A 19,667-nucleotide genomic window follows, 5' to 3' on the forward strand; every position below is an offset into this window, starting at 1 on the left:
ACTATAGCTCGCGCAAGTGGATACTGATTGGCAGTGTCTCACCTGTTCGGTTTTCCATATACAGCGCAGTGGCGGTACTGCTGACTGTAAACTTCCCGTCACTGCCTGTTGTTCCATTGAGTGCTGTGTCTGCAACCAGGTCTACAGCATCCGACTGATTAATCCCCTTTAACATCGGCGTACCTGAACCATCTACAAGCACAGTGGCAAAAACATTCATGCCGTTGCGCTGATGGATTTCAACCACTGAATACAATGGCATTTCCTCTAAAATCGCCACATCATCATCAGGGATTCTTTTTGTGATTCTTGGATTGTCACTATGCGCAGATACGGAATACCACCGCTCTTTATGATCTGGTGGCGTACTAGTGGCAAATGAAAATACGGCATCACCAATTACCGCCTTTTTTACAAAGCCAGAATCCATTTTAGCCTGTGAATTTATCGCCCGCTTTGCAGTAACATAGGCAAACGGCTCGCTGTAATTAGCTATGGAATTGGCCAGATAGGGCTGAAAATTTGGCAATTCATCATTACTGTAGAAGCGCAAACCTGGGCCCAAGTCAGTAGCCTCTTTGTTGAACAGAATTTTTGTGATAGTACTGCTGTCTTCTAGGTCATAGCTGTTATCGGTAAACTCACACAGCGTGTCGACAACCTGGTTTCGAACCAATGTGCCGCCATTAAACAACTGGAGAAGATACAGCGCGTTAATCCCTATCGAGCCTTTTAACTTTATCGTGTTACCAGAAACCAATATATGCTTTGGCGTATTAATGTTTCTGCCCGAGTCATACATTTCCTGGGGTTTATCACACATAACAATGTGTACATCATCTACAGCAGCCACTTCGGTTACATCGATTGTAAGTCGTGAATTCGTTATCTTTATACTACCAATAACTTCCGGGGCATCACTGCGTATATTAAAAATTGCTCTCTGCGTTGTCAGATCACAGTCATCAACAGAAATGTCCCCACCCGTAAATTGTAGGCTGGTCAAATCTCCAGTTTTATACCAGCCAATAGAGGCTCGGCCAGCTTTGATGTTGAACCCCAAGTGGGCGCCAATACCATCCGGAAAACTGCCACCTTCAATTACTAGCCAATTTTGATAACTGGCATCAACAGAGCGCCGACAGTAAAGCGCTTCACAGGTTACTAGTCGGTGATTAGCCCCAGAGTGATTAAACCCATAGTTCGTTGTATTGACCATCGCACCTTTCACAACAACACTACTGGCAACACAGCCATAAGCATTGGAGACTTGATACAAATTTCCGATTGACTGTTCGGAAGTGTTTTCTAACGTAGAACTCTTGAAAGTCACCGCACTTCGTGAACATCGATACAAACAGGTGCGAATACCGCTACCATCCAAGGTGCGAATATTTACACCCGACACTTCCAACCTGGGCAGTATTGGTTCTGCTTCTACTACCGAAAAAACCGTGTTGTCAGGAACATCAAATGGCAGCGGCGGCCAGATATCGCCCTCTGGAGTTGTCACCATAAAGTGAAGTTCTGTGCGATACATATCGGGGTAATTCGTTCTCGCCAGGTACTGGTCAGTAGAAGCCGCACGGATATACTTTCCGTAATGTTCACCCAAGCCAGGGATATTGGTTTGGCCCTTGTACAACGGCAACACGTCATTGATTATGGAGTTACTGAGCGTCTCTTTGGGGTTTGGATTTGCAATAGTTAACACCGCGTCCTCGGATGAGGTATCCGCGACTAAAGTACAGTCTGAATCGCTCGGCGTGTAGGCTGTTACTGCCTCAACCCAATAGTTACCTCTACCGCGCCAGGGCAAGTTCTGATCCCTTGCAAAATCCAGGGCCGCTTGCACCTCTGAGTTTTCCAATACAGAACCGCCACTGGTCGCGCCAAACTGCTCTAGGTAAACCACCCCTTTGGGAAACATACCTTTTGCTTGTAACCCGCTATTTGGATGATCGATATAGCTGCCATTATCGTGAGCAGCTGTATTCGCACTCACCATTTGATAGGCGTTGGCCCCGTCATCGCCGGCAACCTCGCGCCCTAAAATCTCGACAAACTGCCCTTCGCGCAACTGCACATCCGCAAGGAAATCTGCCAGGTTAGTGAAGGTGCGCTTGAGCCGTTTACTCAATGCCAACTTTTGAGACGTGACAAAATCAAAATCATCATCCCCGTTATCGACTTTCTCCTGATTGGCAATTCTTGATAAACCGGCCTGACTCTCCGTTGCAGTATCAAAAGCCAACTGCCAGGTGTTGGCGTCAATGGTGATATTGGTGATCGCCTGGGCATCGGTATAGGTGACCATAAAATTCCGGGTGATACTGTTACCCACCTCGGTACCGCTGGTCTTGTATTTTCTAATGGGTTCAATATATCGCACGGCGATAAGCGTATCGTCATCAGCCAGAAGGCCCACCCAGTTAAACGTGTAATCTCCCTCCGAGCTATCCAGATATACGGAATAAACTACCTTGTCGTTAGAGACGTAGCCGTGCCTTGTCACTGAGAATTCCCGAACACGGTTTTCTAATGCTGGCATTGGCTCATCGGGGTCTGGACTTGTCGCCGAATCCAGGTCAGGAATATTCGCCAGTAAAAACCGGTTAATGATTAACGTATCACCCGACGCCGCTTTTTGTGCAAACAGATCGCGGCCCGCATTCGTCAAAATGCCAATGCTCATATTATTTTCCTACTAGCTGGCCTCATCGAAGTACCAGGCATGGTCAATTTCATGCACTGATATGCCCAATCCCACGGGGGAAATTAATTTAAATTCGTAACGCCGACAGGTGCGTCCATATTTCTGCAGCAATCGCTTGAGCAACTCTTGATTGTTACTGAGCTGCGCATCACTCAATTGCAGGATAATCACATCCCAGTCCCTGTCCGGATCGCGCTCTATAACCTCGACATAACCCACGCCTAATCGCTCGAATATTCGCTTAATGCCGGCAACACTGCCCGCGTCCACGGCGTTGACGAAGGCATACTTCACGCGCAAACGGAACAACTCCAAGGACTCACCATCAAAGCGATCAATAAATCGCTGCCAGGCCAGAAGCCGCAAGGCCGACTCCCCGCATTTTTCTGGGTCCATTTGTGCAATGGGCCACTGCAACCAGCTGGCTACATAGTCCCACCAGAGTTCGAGCATCACACCGAGCTTCTTTACTTCCCCTTTATTGGCCCAGGTCGGCAAAGTTATTTTCAAGATTCGGCCTCCGCAACAGTCAAACTACCTAAGCGGGGTAAGTCCATTTCGCTGGTAATCTGCGCCAGGTTAAAATAAATATTGCTGATCTGCGGGAACTGTTCCTGTATTTCCCGCGACAGCTGCGAGAAACCGAACAGGGACCAGGGATAAACCAGCGTAGGGGAATAATCGATATTTTCCCGAAAGGCCGCACGGATAAAATTTTTTACTTTGCTAATTAAAGTATTTTTTTCCGCATCGCTGGTGTTGGCCACAAACCACAAACTACACTCCACGTCGTAGTTAGTTTCGGGCATGGCTTTAACCATTAAGTCATCGCCGTGTCCGTGGTTGCCTTTATCGGTGATTTCATGCTGGATGCTGCCGATAAACTCATCGGAAGGATTGCCAATATCCAGCATGATATAAACATTGGCAGTACCAGGCCCGCGCGGTGCATCGTGCTCAAAAAATATATTGTCGGTTTTGAGCCCAGTAAATCCGACGATAATAGCCGTATAGCCTGCATCCGTATGCCACTGATTAATAGCTGCATACTGATTGCGTGTACGCAACCGTAATTCATCATCACTCTCTATATCTGCGCCGGGTACAATCAACCAGTCATCCAAGTTGGTAACGCTCACACCCGCCAGAGGGGTCGGCAACAGCACATAGTAGCCCGCTCCCAGGTTATACCCTTCACCCGCCCCTTTTGCTTTTACCGGCACAATAACCATGCTTTCGCCAGGGCTCATTAACACTTCTTCGCTGGTTTCTACCGAATAGGTTTTACCGTTAATTAAAGTGCTATCAATGACCGTGCCTGCATCAATGGTAAATGCCACACTGGTATCGGTTCGGGAAAACTGCAATTGTCCTTGAGCGTAAACAGCCCCTTTTTTTTCCAGCCCTACGGCCCAGGCGTGCCACTCTAAAATTGTTCCAGTCGCCGTTCTGACAAAGGCCTGTGCGAATACATGGTCAATCATAAAATTGACTAACCACAATACTGGCGTGCTGACGGCAGCCTGCACGAAACGCCAAAATGGTGACACGTTGCTATCGTTATTGATCGTGAGTTGTGCCTCACTGGTGATTTTTTCCAGTTCTGTATTTAGACTGGCTTCAGTGGTGGGAATACCCGCATCAATGGCCAGCTGTACAAACTGGTCACGGTTTTCATCCGTCATAGCGTCACCTGAATATCACCATATTTCATCGTTGTGGCCGTTAACCAATAGCCGCCGCTGTCATTGTTGTCCGCCACAATTTGCGCAGTACCTGGGCGCACACGCTCGTCGGTATCTACCAGGAGCAATATCTGGTTTTTAATCTGGGCAATTTTGCGCGGGTCGCGCTCACCGATTAATAACAGGGCCAAACCACTCTCTAAAATACGGTGCTTAATATCCTGACCAATACTCACCCGGCCCGAGCAAATAACCGGGAAACCACCGGCATCCAGGCTTAGATCCCGCTCATCGCTAATTAGCAGATCTTCAAAATCGCTCATCACCCACCCGCCAGTGCCAGTTCATCGGCCAGCTGATAACCGCTGACACCGCCCGTGGTATTGACTTCGATCTTGTCGACTTTCAGCCCGTTATTGTTGGTCGTGGCTTGGCTGACCTGTTTCAGCAAACCGCCAGCGGGTACCGCACCGGGGCGAGTCTGAACGATGCCTGCGGAGGCCTGGTTCATGGCCTCCCGTTCCTGCTCTATTTTTTCGGTCACGGTGACTTCACCACCACCGCCAATATCTACCCCTGGAATCATATTGATTTTGTCGATCAGCCAATCGAGCGCTTTGCCCAGTAGCTCAAGCGGTTTGATATCGCTAAACCAGGCCATTAACTCATCCCAGTAAACGATCAGGCCCACCACAGCCGCCACCAGGGCCACCACGGCCAATACGATCCAGGTAATAGGATTTGCCAGCAGTGCGGCGTTTAATAACCAGGTGGCAGCGGTGGAGGCCATAAAGGCGGTGCGCAGAGCGCGGAAGATCGCCACACCGCCATAGATCGCCATTTGAAACAGGAACAAGGTGGCTTTTGCAGTACCTACGGCAAATCGCCAGAGCTTAACGCCCGCAGCACTCACCAGCAGCGCCCCACTCCATCCGGCCATAGAGAGGGTGGCCAGGCCCTGCACCAGGGCAAAGGCGCTCACAGCGGCAACCAGGCCGAATATCACCAGGGTGCCGACGCCGATTACTTTGGAGAGGGTTTTGTGATTGTCCATCCAAGCCATCACAGCCTCACCCGTGGAAACCATTAACTCCAACACCGGTAGTAATACCGGCTGGATCAGTCGCCCAAATTGTGTGTGTACTGCGGTAGCAGACGCACCCATCTGTTGCCAGGGGTCGACCATCTTCTGGGCCATCTGCGTTGCATTGGTCATGCCTTTAACATTTTCCAGCTCTGCCATTTTGCCGCGCAGCTCTTCGGTTTTTGGCAACAGCTGATTAATTAATGCTACCGCCTCCTGGGTACCGAATGCCTTTTGCAATTCCATGCCCTCGGCGACGGTGATTGTCTCTCCATAGCGGCCGCGCAGCTTTTGCAGAATATCCAGCATCGACAACATGCGGCCGTGGCTGTCGGTAAATTGAAGCCCCAATTGGTCCTGGGCTTTACCCACGCCTTTTAAGAAAGCCCGATATTTAGTGCCGGATTCACTACCGCTCATGGTCGCTTGCAAACTGCCGAGAATCGCCATCTGCTCAGTCATGGAAATTCCGGCTGCCGTAGCATCAGCGCCCAATGCAGAAAAACCAGAAGCCATTTTGTTGCCGTCAGTTTTAAAGGCGGCAACGGCGGTAGAGGTCTGCTCCGCGAGTCGTTCCACCCAGTTGGCGTTGCCCATGCGTTTAGCATCTTTCTCAAATATTCCGTACATGGTGCCCATATAATCGGTGATGGTGGCCACATTGGATTTTGTGGCTTTTGCCATGATGGCGCCGGTCTCGGTAAAGGTGGAAAGCTCGCTGCCATTGAGTCCAGAAATTGCGCTTTGAATATCGTAAGAAGCACGCACAAACTCCGTCGCGCTCTCGCCATATTTCACGGAAAATTTAAGTGCGGTTTTTTCCAGTTTTTGCAAGGCGGCATCGCGCACCCCTAAACTACTCACCTCGCCCAGTGCCCGGTCCATTTCAATAGCGGGCCCGAGCACGGACTTCAGCGCATAGCCTGTCGCAAACAAACCGGCAGCCCCCACGCCCACTTGGGTAAAACCCGCCGTGGCACGCTGGTTGAGTTGATCGATCTGCGAGGCAATCTTGCCTGCGGGGCCCGAGGCCTTATCGATCAGGCTCACGGAAAACAATAATTTTTCCAAACGCGAGGACATACGCTCTCCACTATTTGCCGGTCAATGCACGGGCTATACCGTTGGCTACGGCTATCTCCAGGTTTTTGCACTCGCGCTGCTCCAGGTAAAGCGCGCGCGCCATGTTCTCCTCAGTGGCTGCCGCCCCTGGAAAATATCGGGCCACCAGCACACACAATTGGTCGTAGCCGTTTTCTGCGATTTTCTCCGCTAACGCTTGCGCTTTTTTGCAGTAATGGCCAGATCAGGGATGTACTCCTCCAACACAGCCCCTGCAATTTGTACCTCAGCACCTGGGGATGTTTTTAATACCCCAACCAACTCAGCTTTATCTTCTGGCTGTACCGTGTTCACCAGAAAATTGTGCGAAGGCGCCACCTTGCTATTGGGCACAACGCTGTTGATATATTTGTTGTAATCACTTCGGGTCACATTAAAAACAAACTCTTTATCACCGACAGTGACTTCAATGACTTGTGTGTTTTTGTCTTCTGCCGGTTTAGTAATATCCGCCATGGGAAAACCCCTTTTTTAATTTGAGCCTTTTAGCCCGGAAAGAAACCCCGCCCACAACGTAGCGCAGACGGAGGTAATAAAAATGCCTAAGAGTATTCGCCGCGTCCAAACGCCCACTTGCTCTGCGGCTTTGCGCTGCTGGCGGAGGTGTGCCAGGTCTTTTTGCATCTCCCGCACATTAGCCACATCGACACCCAGCTTTTCTAAAACCTCTTCAACCGCCTGGTGTGCTGTCTTGCGCGCCTGCTCTTCGGCCTGTTGTTCGGTTAGGTATCTCACTAATGCCCCCTAGCTTTCGCACCCAGTGCCCTAGCGATGCCGCCCACTAACCCAGTGGACGGCGACGCGCCCATGGCTTCCTGCCGTTTGCTCTGCTCTCTGCGCAGTTCGCCAAAGTATTTGCCCAGCAGGGTTGCGGGCACACCGGTCAGGGTTCCAAACACAGTCCATAAAACCGGGCTTTGCATTTGCTCCGGGTATACAAACGCCCACAAAGTAAATGCGAGGATTTCAAAGCACAGAACCTTGGCCATCATCAGGGCAATCTGTGCGCGGCTGCTCTGCCCGTCTGCCTGGCACATCGCGGTATAGCGGCTGGTCCAACCCTCTTCCTGGGCTATATGTAAATCCATCTGGCGTTCCAGCAGGCTGGCGCGCTGCTCCGGTGGCAACGCCTGTACACATTGATCGGCATCGGTACCGGTGGCGGACGGCGGTAGCTGTTTGTCTTGCGGTAACACGGCGTTAATGACTTGCCGGGCACCGGGGGCGAAAACATCGAGCGCGATACCTCCAGCGGCTTTGATAATTTCTTTCAGTTTCACAAGTCCCCCTCCTCGATGAGCGTGTAGGTAAAGGTACTGCCCCAGCTTTCCGCCGCGCGCTCACACAGCGCCATCAGCAGGGAAAAATCAAACGGATCAGCCAGCACCTGGCAACCCGCGCTCCATTTGTCTACGCGCTGGCTGGTATGGGTTCCGCTGGCCCTGTGGCAATTAATTCCGAATAGGCCGTCATCGATGGGCGCATCCTGGTTTAAAACCTGGTCGCGGTTACTGTCCCGGTAAACCCGTACTGGCTTGCGTTGCACCAGTGCGCGGTACTTGCCCTGGTGCAAGCCCAGTTGCCACAAACCCGGATATTGGCCAGGCACTAGTATTGCGGTGCCGTTGACATTGATTGGGTTTTCTCGCCAATAAATACCGGGGTCAGTGGTCGCGGCAAACACCAGGCAGTGGGGGACACCATCGAAGCGCCAGGCCACTGCCAAATAATCGTTAAACGTATTTGCGCGGTTGTCCGCACTGCGAATACCAATCAAATTAAGATTGAAATCGCCCTTATCAAAAAAACGAAAACCTTTTTTATACAGCGCGGTTTGCAGTTGTCCGTATCGCGGCAGTTTCATTAACGTCCCCATTTTTCGAATTCGGTTTGACACACCACACAGCGAGTCACGCCGCCGAACGCCTGGCGCGCTTCGGGAATATCTCCGTTGCAGTCTTCGCACTGGGCCAAACTGGGCACCTCAAAATTACTGCGCTGGCGTTGCGCCTGTAGCGCCCGTTGCCGCTGGGCTTGCTCCAGCGCGGAAGCGCGGTCCAAATCATCCGGCATAACCGTTCCCTACCCGTTAAATAAAGTGCTCGGTTTCGCTGGCATCGATATAGGGAACCCCGTTGATCCGCACAAAATCGCGGCTGGTGACGTCGTAGGGCAATTTATGTTTGAGTTTTTCACCCCCGCTGCCGGCAGCATCGAGCAAATCACTAATACGCAACTTGCAGCCGAAGGCCTCCACCTTAAATTCCAAATTGGTAGCGGCGGCACTGCTGACAATATCGAAGGGTTCCAGGGCGCTAAAACTGCCGGCACTTTTTGCCGCGTCTAAAATGGTCATTAAGTTATTGGTATCTACTTCAATTTCCCCCGAAGCCTTTTTATCACCGGGTATCCAGCCATCCGGCACGCCTCGGGTAAACGCTGGTCCGGTCGCGTCCTCAATACTGACGGTGAACTTTTCCACATGGACCAACATACTACCGATCATGACATCGATATCTTTGCCGCTGAGTTTCCGACTCATTGCGATTGCTCCCCAATTAATAAATTACGTAAAAGCCCAACGGGATTAACTGCCGGTTACATCCAAAATAATATTGGCGGTAATCGCCTTGGGTGAGTTGTAAGGCTGCACCTTGATATAAATTTCCACCGCCGCATTGCTGGGCCAGACGATAGTGATACTGTCATCGGTGGGGGCTTTAATTTCGCCGGGGAAGTGCTGACCGGCAAATACCGTGCTGTAACTCATCTCCCGCAGGGGACGCATTAAATCGGTTTTATTGGCGTTGATACTGGCCGGGGTGGAATTGAGAGAGCGGTTGGCAACTTTTGCGATAGCCAGCAGGCGCACTGCCCGCGCGGCTTTATCCACCACCCGCAAATGCTCAATTACCTGGTAGTCTCCGCCGGGAACATCTAATAAATTGCAGTCCCCCCAGTAGGTGCCGGGGTAATCCGGGTAGGTCTGCGGTACTGACAGTCGCGCCGCATCCAGGGTTTCCAGGGTTGCGCCCTCTAGTTCTTTATCACCACTATCGGAGGTAGTTTCTCCGAGGCCCAGTACTGAGCCTGTGGCAACGCGCATAGGGCTATCGGCAATGCTCACCGTGTGATTGCACAAACGCCCGGCCAGCACGCCGAGGTTGTTACCGTGTAATTGCGGAACCACCCCAACTCGATAACCGGCAACTCCGTTGGTAATCGCCGCCTGGGCGGCCTCGTAGTCGCTCCAGGTTTGCGAGCCGGCATCAATGCCAGGGGTAGCCGTTAATACAATGACCCGGCGAGCCAGGCTGGTGCGCAGGCTTTCTGCCTTGGTGTGCATATCGGTCAGTTCGGCGCTGGTGGTAGCCGGAGTACACAGAACAATAATTTCCGGGCTCACTGTGGCCATGGCCGTATCGACCACTTGGGTCCAGTCGTAACCATTGGCCTGCGGTGCCGCCCAGGCCTGCCAGTTCTCACCGCCGTTTAGCTGTGCCGCCAGGGCGTTATCGCGAATCTCGCTGCTGTCTTCACCCAGCAAGGTATCGATATCGCTTTGGCTGTTTAGAGAAATCAGCTGGCCGGTATTGGTGGCGCCCTCGCCGATAATCAGCGCCTTGCGCTCAATTTCTGGCGTACTGCCCTGGGCCTGATTGAGATTGTTGACTGCAACTTTTCCTAACGCCATTTGATTGCCCTCTTTGGTCCGTTACGACCGCTCCAGTGTTTGGTCAATAATTGTGGTGGCCAGCTCTGCCACTTCTTTCTCGGTCACTCCAAGAAAGCTTCTATCCGGCAATGGAATAACCCAGCTTTTTTTCGGTTCTGCTTCGCGCATACTGCGCAAAATAATGCCGGCCTGGCCGACAGTTAAATTCTCAGTTACCCATTTGAGGCTGGGTTGCTTCCAGCCGCGTCCATTGGTCCGGCGGATTTTGTAATTCTCTTTGCGCAGTGCCTTTGCCTGTGCCCGCGTTGCCGGGGCGTCGTAGTCCGGCTGGCCGTAAACCTTGTCTGCCTTTTCTGCGTTCCAGTATTCGCTCACGCCGTGTTGGTGTTTGTAAGCAATGCCACCCGTGACCGAATCTTTAAAATCAATCACCACTTTTTCTGGGGTGGCCTTGCTGCGCATTTTTTTACTGAGGCCCCGCAGCATTCTGCGATTGGCCTTTTTTTTACGCGCTTGCCAGGGCTGGCCGTTTAAATCCCGCTGTTCGCGCAAGCGCTTGCGGGAATAAGTGCGCACCTTGCGCCCTACCTGCCCCAGCAATCGCCGCCGTTTCGCGGCGGGCAGCTGCAACAGCTGTAATTGTTTTTTAACTCCCAGGTGCCCGGTGATATCAATCTTCACGGACATAGGGCTTATCCGTCGGTTGTGATTGATCGTCCCCCACCCCAACCTGGCTGGGCTCATCGATGGGCACAGCGGCGATAGACCAATTTTTCCCGTCGTAGGGAATCACCCCGCTATCGTCGGGAACTAATTCGATGTCTTCATAAAAGGCAATGCGGATTTCCACATCGGACTTGCGATCATTGATCATATCGATGTCGACTTCCGGGTCCGGCAATTCCTGGTTATTGCGCTCCGCGTCCTGGTCTTGCACCCAGGTAGTGACCAGCGCAAACAGTAATTTAGGCGATTTGGCAAAACGCTCGATACTGATCACCGCGTCATAGCGGAGCCTGCAAATACAAATCCCATTGCCCAGGTTTTTACTGGTGGTTTCCAGCTTGCCGTCTTCCATCCAGCTGTCTAACTGCTCGTAGGAGACCAGGTTGGCATCCAATAAAAAGCCGGTTATTGCACGTAGTTTTTCCAGGGCCATTACAAAAGCTCCACCGTGATATTGGTTGTCACGCCGCGCAGGCTGCGCAAAGCGCGGTCCGCCTGTGCCTGGTACTGCTGGGCGGTGCTTTCGGATTCCTTCGCCTGGTTCTCGCCTACTTCGCGGCGGTTAATCGTGGCGAACTCCTGGAACAGTGTGGCGGTTGTCTTACAGAACACCGCGCGGCGGTACTGCTCCTCTAAAATATTATTACCGCCGATGGTTTTATCTGAGACCGCCGCCAGGGTGGCGTGGCCCTCGGATTGCCAGGCCGTTTGCTGCTCGCACAAATCGTCGTTGACATCGAGCATGGCCAAACGCAAATGGTGTTCTACCTTTTCCTGGTGGTATTCCGTTGGCACCCGGTAAAGCCGCTGCAAATCCCCCAAAGAGAGATCCGGGAAAAAACCGTTATTCTCTAACGTGGTTTCCAGATAGGTTTCGGATTTACCGGTAAAGCTCATTGCGCATTTTCCCTGAGTGAATCCCGATAGGCTGCGCGTAGGCGCTTCTTGGCGATTTCAAAATATTCTTCGCTGGCTTCGATACCGATAAAGGGGTGGCCTGATTTAATTGCGGCAACGCCGGTTGAACCGCTCCCCATAAATGGGTCGAGTATGGTTTCCCCCGGTGGAACCACTTTGACCAAGTGATCCATTACCGCAACTGGCTTGCCCGTCATGTGCAGCTTTTCTTTAGGGTTAACCCGCTCGCGCAAGGCGCCCTTTAAATACACCGGGTGCCGATCCCCGTAGCACTTACCCTTAAAACCCCAGGCGATGTACTCCGCTTGCGCCCGAAACTTACCTTTGGCAGGCCGCACCGATTCGGTTTTATCCCAGGGCACAATGCCGTTAAAAGTAAAACCCCCGGACTGTAGGTAATCCGTTGTTACACCTAACTGCCGCCAATCGCTAAATACACAAATGGGTGAGCCGGTTTTTACCACTCGGTAACACTGACTAACCCAAAGAGATGACCAGTACGCAAAGCTGCGCTGGTCCCGGCTTTCGCCCTGAAATTCCGGATGCTTGTTGATAACATCAAGGCCCTGATACTTTTGGCTAGGTGGTTGCGCTTTGGTTAATGAGGAGGAACCAGAACTCGCATAAGGCGGATCGGTAATTACCGCACCTAAACTATTGGTTTGCAGCTTCTCCAGGACTGCAAGTGCATCCCCCTGAAAAAGCACAATATTCCCGATGGCAAAACGCTTGATTTTCATAGAACAGCTAATACCTATGGCAGCAATTTAAAAACACGGCGCCAAGTGGTTTGCCTGACCGCTCAGGGCGACAAACGCCCCACTGGCCCGTGCGGTGGGGGGAACCGTTACAATCTTTTTCTGGCCTGCTCTAAGCGGGTTTTTACCCCGGCTTTATCGTTCACCTGTTCGGCCTTTTCATACCAGTGCACTGCCTTGGCGAAATCTTCCTCCTGGTCATAGAGGAGGCCCGCCAATTTATAGATTTTGCCCAGCACAATAATGCTGGCGACCGGCCAGCGCTGAGACTGCACCGCGTCCAGCACTTCAGAAAAATACGGGAATGGCGAGCGCGGGGCTTTGTATTCCCGCTCCGCCCAATCATGTAGCTCCTCGGCAACATAGGTGGGTAAATCCCGCTTAAATCTTTCTGGCATGGATTGCTGCTGTTCTATGGCGTAATTGGCCAGCGTCAAGGCCTGCTCAATATCTTCAATATCAATCAGCCAGATTACGCACTGCACCAGGATCAGGTTCGGGTACTTCGCACCGCTGGCCATATATTTATGCGCGTGCGGTAAGTAGCGCGGCAAGAGCGCGCGCTTCAGGGCAATTTTTTCTGCAATCTCTTTGCGCTCGGATAACAGCTGCAAATCGCTTTCCAGGGTTTCTTCAAGCAGATTGCGGGTGTATTCGTCTTTATCTGTAGGGCTGGTAGCGGCGGCCGTGATTTCTACAACCACTTCACTGGCTTGCTGATTTTTCAGCGCGGCCAAACATTTCTTTTTATGACGCAATGCGAGACTCATAACGATTCCCTTTTTTATTTCAGTAAGGCGCTTTTAAAAAGCCCCTGGCCAGTCGTTAATTCACGGTGGCCAGGGGAAGCCCACTGCGCCTATTGGTGATTAGTGAGTTTGATTAATGAGAGATAAAGAATTATTCCCAGCCGCCGCTGCCGTTCGGCAATTTCACATTGGCAAATTCAATACCCGCCGCTTTATCCAGGGTTTCCACCACGTAAGCTTCGTTCATGGTGTTGTAATGCTCCACGCGATCGCGCTTGGCGTTATCCTCGATTTTTTGCCGTACCGCACCGGACTGGTAGTACAGGCTTAAGTTGTCCCAGCTGGTAATCATTAGCCCGCGCATCGGAAAGAAAGGCACCGGATGGGATAGCAAGCCGCCGTAGGTACGCGTGACCGCACTGTTTTCGGCGCGCTCTTTTTCGGTGGGCGTTTGTCCCTGAGCGGTATAGAGCTGTGCTTTGTCCTGGGCGAGAAGATCGCGGCCAATCAGGGCCACCAGGTCATCGCCGTCACGGTGGGGTTCGGCAACCAATTGCAGCACGTCATGGACCATGGCATCCAGATTTTCGTAGTCGCCGCCCGCGCCCAAACGAATTTGTCCGGCTGTACCGCCCTCGCTAAATATCTGCGCCCCCGCGTTATATTCACGCAAATGCTGGAACCAGCCTTTATTAACGTCTTCGCCATTGGGATAAGTAGCAGAGTTAGTAACAGCTGCGTTATGAGTACCGTAAAATCCGTGTTTAATGCGCGCGTGGGCAATCGCCTTGCGCACGTAATTCATAAAACGGTCTTTAAAGTCGGGGAACTTTGCCCAGGCATCCAGGGTTTGATACAGAATATGGACATCGTATTCTGTTTTTACACACTCATAGCCGTTGGGATCAAGGCCGAGTGGATCGACGGTTTGCCGGTCGTTATTGGTGGTATCGGTGCGCTTACCCACCATCCCGGTGGCTGAGCCGAGGATCTTCTCCCCTTTGAGTTCATCAACACCGATGACATTAATCTGCTGTAGGAAGCTGAAGGGCTCAACAATCGTGTCCTGTATGCGTTGTTCTATAGATGGCGTTGCCGCAAAGGATTTTTCTACGGAATCCACACCGTAGGTTTTAGCCATTTGGCTGACTAAAGTAGAAAATTTAAGCCGGGTAGTATTACGCATAAAATTGCACTCAAAAAATAATCAGGTTGTTTAGGTTTTACTGCGCGTGCGGGCTTAAATGACTTCTTCGTCACTGGCCCCGGTGCCCTCGGGGGTTGTGGTGCCGGGGTTCTCTTCATTCAATGCTTTATTGAACCGCTCTTTAAAATCGTCGAGATCTGCTTTCAAGTTGTTGAAAGCTTCAAGGGAAACGGTTTCCTCTGCTTCAGCCTTATCTGCTTTTTTCTTGCTTTCACCTGCTGGTTTCTTTGAAAAATTTTTATCCAGCGCATCGATCTTTTCATCCTGTGATGTGATCGCATCCATAATTTGCTTAAATTGCTTATCGTCCATAGCTTCGCTACCTTGCTGTGTTTTTTCAGGTTCTGTGGTTTCTGAATCGCGGCCAAAGCTTTTTAGGAATCGACCAAATAGACCTTGGCTGTCTTCCAGTTCAAACGGGGAAGTTTCAATGGCGGATGTGAAATAATTATCTGGCTTTTGCGCGCGACTAAACTGCAACTCTGAGGTTCCCAGGCTGGCGGGGCTATCGGTAACGGCCAGTCCGGCTAGGTAAGCTCTACCACTGCTGGCAAAATCGGGTTGAATTTCGATACTGGTAAAGAGTTTCTGCCCCATATTGTTTAGGTACATCAACTCGTCAGTCGGAGACAAGCGAGCGAATAAACACATACGGTCCTTGCTGTCTTTCTCAGCTTTTAATTCCAGCACCTTGCCAAGATTGCCAAAGTAGCGAATATGCTCATACCAGATATTGGCCGTGTACTCTTCTGGGTCGTAGCTCTCGGCCATCTGCTCAATTTCAGTTGAACCAATTTCACGACCGTCAATAGTCGGGCCACTGGTTGCCACTTTTACAAAGTCAGTAGAAAGCTTTCGTGCCATTTTTCGCCCGCTAAATAGATTCCTGTTTATTAATTTGTGGCCTGCACCACATCGACAGCCCGCAGATTAAATACAAACCCAGCACCAAACAACGCGATAAATTCCTATAGATTCCGTTTTTTCAAAAATAGGAATTTGCAGGAATTAAGCCGCGTTTTTCCTGATAATTTCTTCCGTACACTGCGGCGCATGGCAACCTACTCTGACGAAATAAAGACCGCTGCAAAGTTGATGTGGCTGCGCAGACTCAGTGCGCGAGAAATCGCGGACCAGTTAAACCTGAATAATGCGCGGGTGGTTTATCAGTGGGCGGAGAAAGGCCACTGGGACGAGATGCTGCAACATGAAACGGTGGAGCAAGCTACCTCCCGCCGTCTTATTGTGCTGGTGGAAAAGCCCAATAAGACTAAGGAGGACTTCACCGAGATAGACCGCCTTAGCAATCTGCTGGATAAGCTGGCGGGTATCGATGTTAAGAAAGCCCGTGCGGCCAAAGAAAAGGCGGCGGCCTCCCGAGGCGAGCGCGGAGACGGGAAAAGCAAAAAGAAGAAAGCCAAGAATGATATCAGTGAGATTACCGCGGAACAGCTGGAAAAGATCCGCAAGGAACTATTTTACGAGTACCAGCACCGCTGGCACGACCACAAAAGCGAGCGCACCCGCTTTATCCTGAAATCCCGCCAGATTGGCGCGACGTATTATTTTGCCTGGGAGGCCTTTGAGGATGCCATTCTCAGCGGGGATAACCAGGTATTTCTATCTGCAAGCCGCAACCAAGCCGAGATATTTAAAGCCTACATCATAAAGTTTGCCCGCGAGTACTTTGACGTTGAATTGAAAGGCGCCGATTTTATTGAGCTTTCCAACGGTGCGGAGCTCCGCTTTGTCTCTACCAATGGCCGCACGGCACAGGGCTATCACGGCCACTTCTATGTAGATGAAGTTTTTTGGATTCCTGATTTTGAGCGGACCAACGAACTAGCGTCCGGCATGGCATCCCATAAAAAGTGGCGCCGCACCTACTTTTCTGTGCCTTCGATAAAAAGCCATAGTGCTTACGATATGTGGAGCGGAAAGGTCTTTAAAGATAACTCGAAAAAGAAGGTCGATTTTGACCTTAGCCACGAGACACTAAAACACGGAAAGCTAGGGCCAGATAGGATATGGCGAAATATTGTTACCATTGTCGATGCTCAGGAACAGGGGTGTGATCTTTTTGATATTGAGGCCCTCAAGATTGAGAACAGCAAAGCGGCATTTAATAACAAATTTATGTGCGCGTTTATGGAGGCTGGGCTTTCCGTTTTCAAACTGGATGATTTGCTCACCGCCGCCGTGGATACCAATGTTGTTTGGGTGGATTTCAAGACGAAGCAAAAGCGCCCCTACGGCAATCACCCGGTATGGATCGGTTACGATCCCTCCCGCAGTATCGACGGTGCCGCCGTTGTGGTACTGGCGCCACCACTCAAAGAGGGCGGCAAGTTTCGGGTACTGGAAAAAATTGTGATGCGCAATCGCGCCTGGCAATACCAGGCCAACCGCATTAAAGAACTTACGGAAAAATACAACGTGCAGTTTATCGGTATTGACTGCACCGGCCCCGGCCACGGCGTCTATGAAATGGTGAAGGGTTTTTACCCGCGCGCAACGCCCATTCACTACGGCCTGGAAACAAAAACCAACCTGGTATTAAAAACCCAGGATGTAGTAGAGAGCCAGCGTATCGAATGGGATGCGGAGCACACGGATATTCCCCAGGCCTTTTTGCAGATTCACCAGACCACCACCGGCAAAGATCAAATCACCTACGCCGCCAACCGTAAAAGCGCCACCGGCCACGCGGATGTGGCCTGGGCCATTATGCACGGCCTCAGCAACGAACCCCTCAACCACCGCAACCGGCGCAAGTCCTCAGTGGCGTTTGCCAGCAATTAACGGGAACCATCCATGGGACGCAGAAAGAAAAGATTTAACCAGGGTAAAAACAGCCAGGCCGCAAACCAAGCACAAGCCAAAACTGCGGAAACTCACAATAGCCCGACGATGTTTAGCTTCGGTGATCCCGAGCCCGTGCTGGGTGGCAGCTGGGGGGATTACCTGGGCACCTTCCTAGAACCTAGCGGCGACTACTATATGCCGCCGGTGAGCCAGAGTGGCCTGGCTAACTTGCTAGGCGCCAACGCCCACCACGGTACAATCCCTTACTTTAAGCGCAACAGGTTGCGCCAGTGGTTCAAAGCCTCCAACACCCTCAAGCCCGAATGCCTGGCGAATGCCGGCTTTGATCACTCGGTATTTGGCCACGCGTACTTCCAAAAAATCTATAACCACTTCGGTCATATCCTGCGTGTGCAACACCTACCCGCGCTCAATATGCGCCGTATGAGAGAGAAAGACCGCTTCTGCATGCTGCGCCCGACCGGTGAGCCCATCGTGTTTGCACCGGGTGAAGTGATCCAGCTGAAAGAGTACGACCCCACCCAGCAGATCTACGGCAGGCCTCAGTACCTGGGCGGCGTGCAATCCGTATTGCTGAATGAAGACGCCACCCTATTCCGGCGCAAGTATTACAACAACGGTGCACACATGGGTTACATCTTCTACACCACCGATAGCAAACTTTCCGAAAAGGATGAAAAGGCCATTCAAGAGAAGATCCAGGACAGCAAGGGCGTGGGCAATTTCCGCTCTATGTACCTGAATATCCCAGACGGCAAGGAGAAAGGGGTACAGATTATCCCGGTTGGAGATATCGCCACCAAAGACGAGTTCGAGCGAATCAAGAACCTGACCCGCAACGACGTACTCAGTATGTGGAGAATTCAACCGGCCCTGGCTGGCGTGATGCCCGAGAATAGCGGCGGCTTTGGCGATATCGAAAAAATCTCCCGGGCGTATTACGAGAATGAAGTGCTGCCGATGCAGGATGTTTTTACACAGCTGAATGAGTGGTTACCGAAGGGGAAAAGGATTGGGTTTGATAAGCCGGAGTTTACGCAGAATGGATAATATTTACCCCTTGGATAACAATAAGGTGTTAAAATTTCCCCTTGGGCCTGGGGAGGATTCGACAATGCGTGTTAAATGTGAAACATGCGGGCACAAAGCCAATATTAATAGCCGCAACGAAATAGACCCGAAAGTGGTAGATCTTTATTGCACCTGCACCAATCCTGATTGCGGGCATTATTTTGTTGCCAAATTAACCTACAGTCATTCGATTGCCCCCTCTCGTTTTCAAGTTAAACAAACCGCGGTTGATTATTTACGTTCTCTCCCTCCAGCAGAACAGCAAGCGCTTTTACAGCAAGCACGACAGGCCAGCTAATTAAAAAAGGCGCCTAAGCGCCTCTTTTAATGGATCTTATTTTTTATTTCAACGCCTGCACTTTTTCTCTCACATGCTCTATTAGTAAATAGGCGCCTCCTCTCGCATCAATGTCCATCTGACTCGTATCCTCACTGACGACATGCTGAACCAAAGCCAGTAATTTATCGACCTCCGAAACTCCTTCGCGCAACTCCATATTTTTCCTTGCTGAATGTCGAGATGAAAAATCTATTGTGTCCATTTTGGGTAGCTCCCTTTTGCAATAGATTGAGAATTTTTTTCTAAAAAATGCACATTTATTAAAAAAACTTTTACCACTCGTTTTCAGTTACTGCAAATATAAATTTTTACTTTTGGGTATATCGCAAAAAGAAATTCATGGTTTGTGATATACGCAAAGATTTCTATAATTTGAATACTCTGTAACCAATTTGCGGTTGAAATATGGTGTGCAGTAATTGACCAAAATTGGACAATCCGACCAAAAGCGCCAACGAATTGCTATTGCAGGGCGTTTGCGGGATTACCGAATCAATGCCGAAATTAGCGGTCTTGATATGGCAAATAGAATAGGAATCCCAAACTATGCTCTCTCAAGGATGGAAGCGGGGCAGCAGACAATCCCCGCCGAGTTGCTACCAACTTGGTGTAAAGCCTTGGGTATTTCCACCAGCGAGGCGCTGGGTATCCAGGAAGATGAGTGGGGATCTTTGGCGGAATTGGTAAAGCGGTTTAAGAAACTCAGCTCCCGAGGGCGGGAGCTGGTGCTGGGGCATATAAAGTTAGTGGCGGAAATGGAGAGGAAGAGGAAAAAGTGATTATCTTGTG

At 50.9% G+C, this 19,667-nt stretch carries 25 protein-coding genes; 4 read left to right on the plus strand and 21 right to left on the minus strand.

What is annotated here, in order from left to right; all coding sequences use genetic code 11:
* Window position 1: 1 nt before the first annotated feature.
* From ACJJIN_RS12515 to ACJJIN_RS12610, 20 genes are all read right to left on the minus strand, one after another.
* Window positions 2-2,695, minus strand: a complete 2,694-nt coding sequence (locus ACJJIN_RS12515) for a phage tail-collar fiber domain-containing protein (protein WP_444894905.1) — start codon at window positions 2,693-2,695, stop codon at window positions 2-4.
* Between the two features lie 12 nt (window positions 2,696-2,707).
* A complete protein-coding gene (locus ACJJIN_RS12520; protein ID WP_444894906.1) occupies window positions 2,708-3,226 on the minus strand; it encodes a phage tail protein in 519 nt (172 codons plus the stop codon).
* Window positions 3,223-4,401, minus strand: coding sequence for a baseplate J/gp47 family protein (locus tag ACJJIN_RS12525; RefSeq protein WP_444894907.1), 1,179 nt, complete (start codon window positions 4,399-4,401; stop codon window positions 3,223-3,225). Before ACJJIN_RS12525 ends, ACJJIN_RS12520 begins: the two co-directional genes overlap by 4 nt.
* Window positions 4,398-4,724, minus strand: a complete 327-nt coding sequence (locus tag ACJJIN_RS12530) for a DUF2590 family protein (protein ID WP_444894908.1) — start codon at window positions 4,722-4,724, stop codon at window positions 4,398-4,400. The genes ACJJIN_RS12525 and ACJJIN_RS12530 overlap by 4 nt, the downstream gene beginning before the upstream one ends.
* On the minus strand, window positions 4,724-6,568 hold the full coding sequence (locus tag ACJJIN_RS12535; RefSeq protein WP_444894909.1) for a phage tail tape measure protein: 1,845 nt from the start codon (window positions 6,566-6,568) through the stop codon (window positions 4,724-4,726). Before ACJJIN_RS12535 ends, ACJJIN_RS12530 begins: the two co-directional genes overlap by 1 nt.
* A 10-nt stretch (window positions 6,569-6,578) precedes the next feature.
* The gene (locus tag ACJJIN_RS12540) at window positions 6,579-6,719 is read right to left on the minus strand and encodes a DUF6890 family protein (protein WP_444894910.1); all 141 of its coding nucleotides are present in this window, start codon (window positions 6,717-6,719) and stop codon (window positions 6,579-6,581) included.
* A gap of 38 nt (window positions 6,720-6,757) precedes the next feature.
* A complete protein-coding gene (locus ACJJIN_RS12545) occupies window positions 6,758-7,063 on the minus strand; it encodes a putative phage tail assembly chaperone (RefSeq protein ID WP_444894911.1) in 306 nt (101 codons plus the stop codon).
* A gap of 15 nt (window positions 7,064-7,078) precedes the next feature.
* The gene (locus tag ACJJIN_RS12550) at window positions 7,079-7,342 is read right to left on the minus strand and encodes a hypothetical protein (protein ID WP_444894912.1); all 264 of its coding nucleotides are present in this window, start codon (window positions 7,340-7,342) and stop codon (window positions 7,079-7,081) included.
* Window positions 7,342-7,887 carry a hypothetical protein gene (locus ACJJIN_RS12555; protein ID WP_444894913.1) on the minus strand — a complete coding sequence of 182 codons (546 nt, stop codon included), beginning with the start codon at window positions 7,885-7,887 and terminating at the stop codon, window positions 7,342-7,344. The genes ACJJIN_RS12550 and ACJJIN_RS12555 overlap by 1 nt, the downstream gene beginning before the upstream one ends.
* Window positions 7,884-8,471: a hypothetical protein gene (locus tag ACJJIN_RS12560; protein ID WP_444894914.1), complete on the minus strand. Its 588-nt coding sequence runs from the start codon at window positions 8,469-8,471 to the stop codon at window positions 7,884-7,886. Before ACJJIN_RS12560 ends, ACJJIN_RS12555 begins: the two co-directional genes overlap by 4 nt.
* Window positions 8,471-8,680, minus strand: coding sequence for a TraR/DksA family transcriptional regulator (locus ACJJIN_RS12565; RefSeq protein WP_444894915.1), 210 nt, complete (start codon window positions 8,678-8,680; stop codon window positions 8,471-8,473). The genes ACJJIN_RS12560 and ACJJIN_RS12565 overlap by 1 nt, the downstream gene beginning before the upstream one ends.
* A 16-nt stretch (window positions 8,681-8,696) precedes the next feature.
* A complete protein-coding gene (locus ACJJIN_RS12570; RefSeq protein WP_444894916.1) occupies window positions 8,697-9,149 on the minus strand; it encodes a phage protein in 453 nt (150 codons plus the stop codon).
* Window positions 9,150-9,194: 45 nt separating this feature from the next.
* A complete protein-coding gene (locus tag ACJJIN_RS12575; RefSeq protein WP_444894917.1) occupies window positions 9,195-10,301 on the minus strand; it encodes a DUF2586 domain-containing protein in 1,107 nt (368 codons plus the stop codon).
* 21 nt (window positions 10,302-10,322) lie between these two features.
* Window positions 10,323-10,970, minus strand: a complete 648-nt coding sequence (locus ACJJIN_RS12580; protein ID WP_444894918.1) for a phage virion morphogenesis family protein — start codon at window positions 10,968-10,970, stop codon at window positions 10,323-10,325.
* Window positions 10,954-11,442 carry a phage tail protein gene (locus tag ACJJIN_RS12585; protein ID WP_444894919.1) on the minus strand — a complete coding sequence of 163 codons (489 nt, stop codon included), beginning with the start codon at window positions 11,440-11,442 and terminating at the stop codon, window positions 10,954-10,956. The genes ACJJIN_RS12580 and ACJJIN_RS12585 overlap by 17 nt, the downstream gene beginning before the upstream one ends.
* Window positions 11,442-11,906, minus strand: a complete 465-nt coding sequence (locus tag ACJJIN_RS12590; RefSeq protein ID WP_444894920.1) for a head completion/stabilization protein — start codon at window positions 11,904-11,906, stop codon at window positions 11,442-11,444. Before ACJJIN_RS12590 ends, ACJJIN_RS12585 begins: the two co-directional genes overlap by 1 nt.
* Window positions 11,903-12,667, minus strand: coding sequence for a DNA-methyltransferase (locus ACJJIN_RS12595; RefSeq protein ID WP_444894921.1), 765 nt, complete (start codon window positions 12,665-12,667; stop codon window positions 11,903-11,905). The genes ACJJIN_RS12590 and ACJJIN_RS12595 overlap by 4 nt, the downstream gene beginning before the upstream one ends.
* Window positions 12,668-12,774: 107 nt before the next feature.
* A complete protein-coding gene (gene gpM, locus ACJJIN_RS12600; protein WP_444894922.1) occupies window positions 12,775-13,455 on the minus strand; it encodes a phage terminase small subunit in 681 nt (226 codons plus the stop codon).
* 130 nt (window positions 13,456-13,585) lie between these two features.
* Window positions 13,586-14,620, minus strand: a complete 1,035-nt coding sequence (locus tag ACJJIN_RS12605; protein ID WP_444894923.1) for a phage major capsid protein, P2 family — start codon at window positions 14,618-14,620, stop codon at window positions 13,586-13,588.
* 54 nt (window positions 14,621-14,674) lie between these two features.
* On the minus strand, window positions 14,675-15,505 hold the full coding sequence (locus ACJJIN_RS12610; protein WP_444894924.1) for a GPO family capsid scaffolding protein: 831 nt from the start codon (window positions 15,503-15,505) through the stop codon (window positions 14,675-14,677).
* A 189-nt stretch (window positions 15,506-15,694) separates the two neighbouring features.
* Between ACJJIN_RS12610 and ACJJIN_RS12615 the strand changes: the two genes are divergently transcribed.
* Genes ACJJIN_RS12615 through ACJJIN_RS12625 form a run of 3 tightly spaced genes read left to right on the plus strand, consistent with a single transcriptional unit; the run spans window position 15,695 to window position 18,836 of the window.
* Window positions 15,695-17,443, plus strand: coding sequence for a terminase large subunit domain-containing protein (locus ACJJIN_RS12615; protein WP_444894925.1), 1,749 nt, complete (start codon window positions 15,695-15,697; stop codon window positions 17,441-17,443).
* A gap of 12 nt (window positions 17,444-17,455) precedes the next feature.
* A complete protein-coding gene (locus ACJJIN_RS12620; protein WP_444894926.1) occupies window positions 17,456-18,517 on the plus strand; it encodes a phage portal protein in 1,062 nt (353 codons plus the stop codon).
* On the plus strand, window positions 18,510-18,836 hold the full coding sequence (locus ACJJIN_RS12625; RefSeq protein WP_444894927.1) for an Ogr/Delta-like zinc finger protein: 327 nt from the start codon (window positions 18,510-18,512) through the stop codon (window positions 18,834-18,836). The genes ACJJIN_RS12620 and ACJJIN_RS12625 overlap by 8 nt, the downstream gene beginning before the upstream one ends.
* A 43-nt stretch (window positions 18,837-18,879) precedes the next feature.
* Here ACJJIN_RS12625 and ACJJIN_RS12630 read toward each other — a convergent pair whose 3' ends face one another.
* Entirely contained in the window at window positions 18,880-19,080 is a 201-nt protein-coding gene (locus tag ACJJIN_RS12630) for a hypothetical protein (protein WP_444894928.1), read from the minus strand.
* A gap of 217 nt (window positions 19,081-19,297) precedes the next feature.
* Here ACJJIN_RS12630 and ACJJIN_RS12635 point away from each other — a divergent pair, with 217 nt between their 5' ends.
* Window positions 19,298-19,657: a helix-turn-helix domain-containing protein gene (locus ACJJIN_RS12635; RefSeq protein ID WP_444894929.1), complete on the plus strand. Its 360-nt coding sequence runs from the start codon at window positions 19,298-19,300 to the stop codon at window positions 19,655-19,657.
* Window positions 19,658-19,667: the final 10 nt, after the last annotated feature.

This window comes from Microbulbifer maximicatervae (SeqCode) (genome assembly GCF_052467505.1).

Excerpts from the sequence above, each read along its gene's own strand:
- ACJJIN_RS12535 (WP_444894909.1), bottom strand. The coding sequence starts at position 6,568 with ATGTCCTCGCGTTTGGAAAAATTATTGTTTTCCGTGAGCCTGATCGAT.
- ACJJIN_RS12570 (WP_444894916.1), bottom strand. The coding sequence starts at position 9,149 with ATGAGTCGGAAACTCAGCGGCAAAGATATCGATGTCATGATCGGTAGT.
- ACJJIN_RS12625 (WP_444894927.1), top strand. The coding sequence starts at position 18,510 with ATGGATAATATTTACCCCTTGGATAACAATAAGGTGTTAAAATTTCCC.
- ACJJIN_RS12620 (WP_444894926.1), top strand. The coding sequence starts at position 17,456 with ATGGGACGCAGAAAGAAAAGATTTAACCAGGGTAAAAACAGCCAGGCC.
- ACJJIN_RS12590 (WP_444894920.1), bottom strand. The coding sequence starts at position 11,906 with ATGAGCTTTACCGGTAAATCCGAAACCTATCTGGAAACCACGTTAGAG.
- ACJJIN_RS12575 (WP_444894917.1), bottom strand. The coding sequence starts at position 10,301 with ATGGCGTTAGGAAAAGTTGCAGTCAACAATCTCAATCAGGCCCAGGGC.
- ACJJIN_RS12630 (WP_444894928.1), bottom strand. The coding sequence starts at position 19,080 with ATGGACACAATAGATTTTTCATCTCGACATTCAGCAAGGAAAAATATG.
- ACJJIN_RS12545 (WP_444894911.1), bottom strand. The coding sequence starts at position 7,063 with ATGGCGGATATTACTAAACCGGCAGAAGACAAAAACACACAAGTCATT.
- ACJJIN_RS12610 (WP_444894924.1), bottom strand. The coding sequence starts at position 15,505 with ATGGCACGAAAGCTTTCTACTGACTTTGTAAAAGTGGCAACCAGTGGC.
- ACJJIN_RS12525 (WP_444894907.1), bottom strand. The coding sequence starts at position 4,401 with ATGACGGATGAAAACCGTGACCAGTTTGTACAGCTGGCCATTGATGCG.
- ACJJIN_RS12565 (WP_444894915.1), bottom strand. The coding sequence starts at position 8,680 with ATGCCGGATGATTTGGACCGCGCTTCCGCGCTGGAGCAAGCCCAGCGG.
- gpM (WP_444894922.1), bottom strand. The coding sequence starts at position 13,455 with ATGAGTCTCGCATTGCGTCATAAAAAGAAATGTTTGGCCGCGCTGAAA.
- ACJJIN_RS12580 (WP_444894918.1), bottom strand. The coding sequence starts at position 10,970 with ATGTCCGTGAAGATTGATATCACCGGGCACCTGGGAGTTAAAAAACAA.
- ACJJIN_RS12530 (WP_444894908.1), bottom strand. The coding sequence starts at position 4,724 with ATGAGCGATTTTGAAGATCTGCTAATTAGCGATGAGCGGGATCTAAGC.
- ACJJIN_RS12585 (WP_444894919.1), bottom strand. The coding sequence starts at position 11,442 with ATGGCCCTGGAAAAACTACGTGCAATAACCGGCTTTTTATTGGATGCC.
- ACJJIN_RS12615 (WP_444894925.1), top strand. The coding sequence starts at position 15,695 with ATGGCAACCTACTCTGACGAAATAAAGACCGCTGCAAAGTTGATGTGG.
- ACJJIN_RS12560 (WP_444894914.1), bottom strand. The coding sequence starts at position 8,471 with ATGAAACTGCCGCGATACGGACAACTGCAAACCGCGCTGTATAAAAAA.
- ACJJIN_RS12595 (WP_444894921.1), bottom strand. The coding sequence starts at position 12,667 with ATGAAAATCAAGCGTTTTGCCATCGGGAATATTGTGCTTTTTCAGGGG.
- ACJJIN_RS12605 (WP_444894923.1), bottom strand. The coding sequence starts at position 14,620 with ATGCGTAATACTACCCGGCTTAAATTTTCTACTTTAGTCAGCCAAATG.
- ACJJIN_RS12515 (WP_444894905.1), bottom strand. The coding sequence starts at position 2,695 with ATGAGCATTGGCATTTTGACGAATGCGGGCCGCGATCTGTTTGCACAA.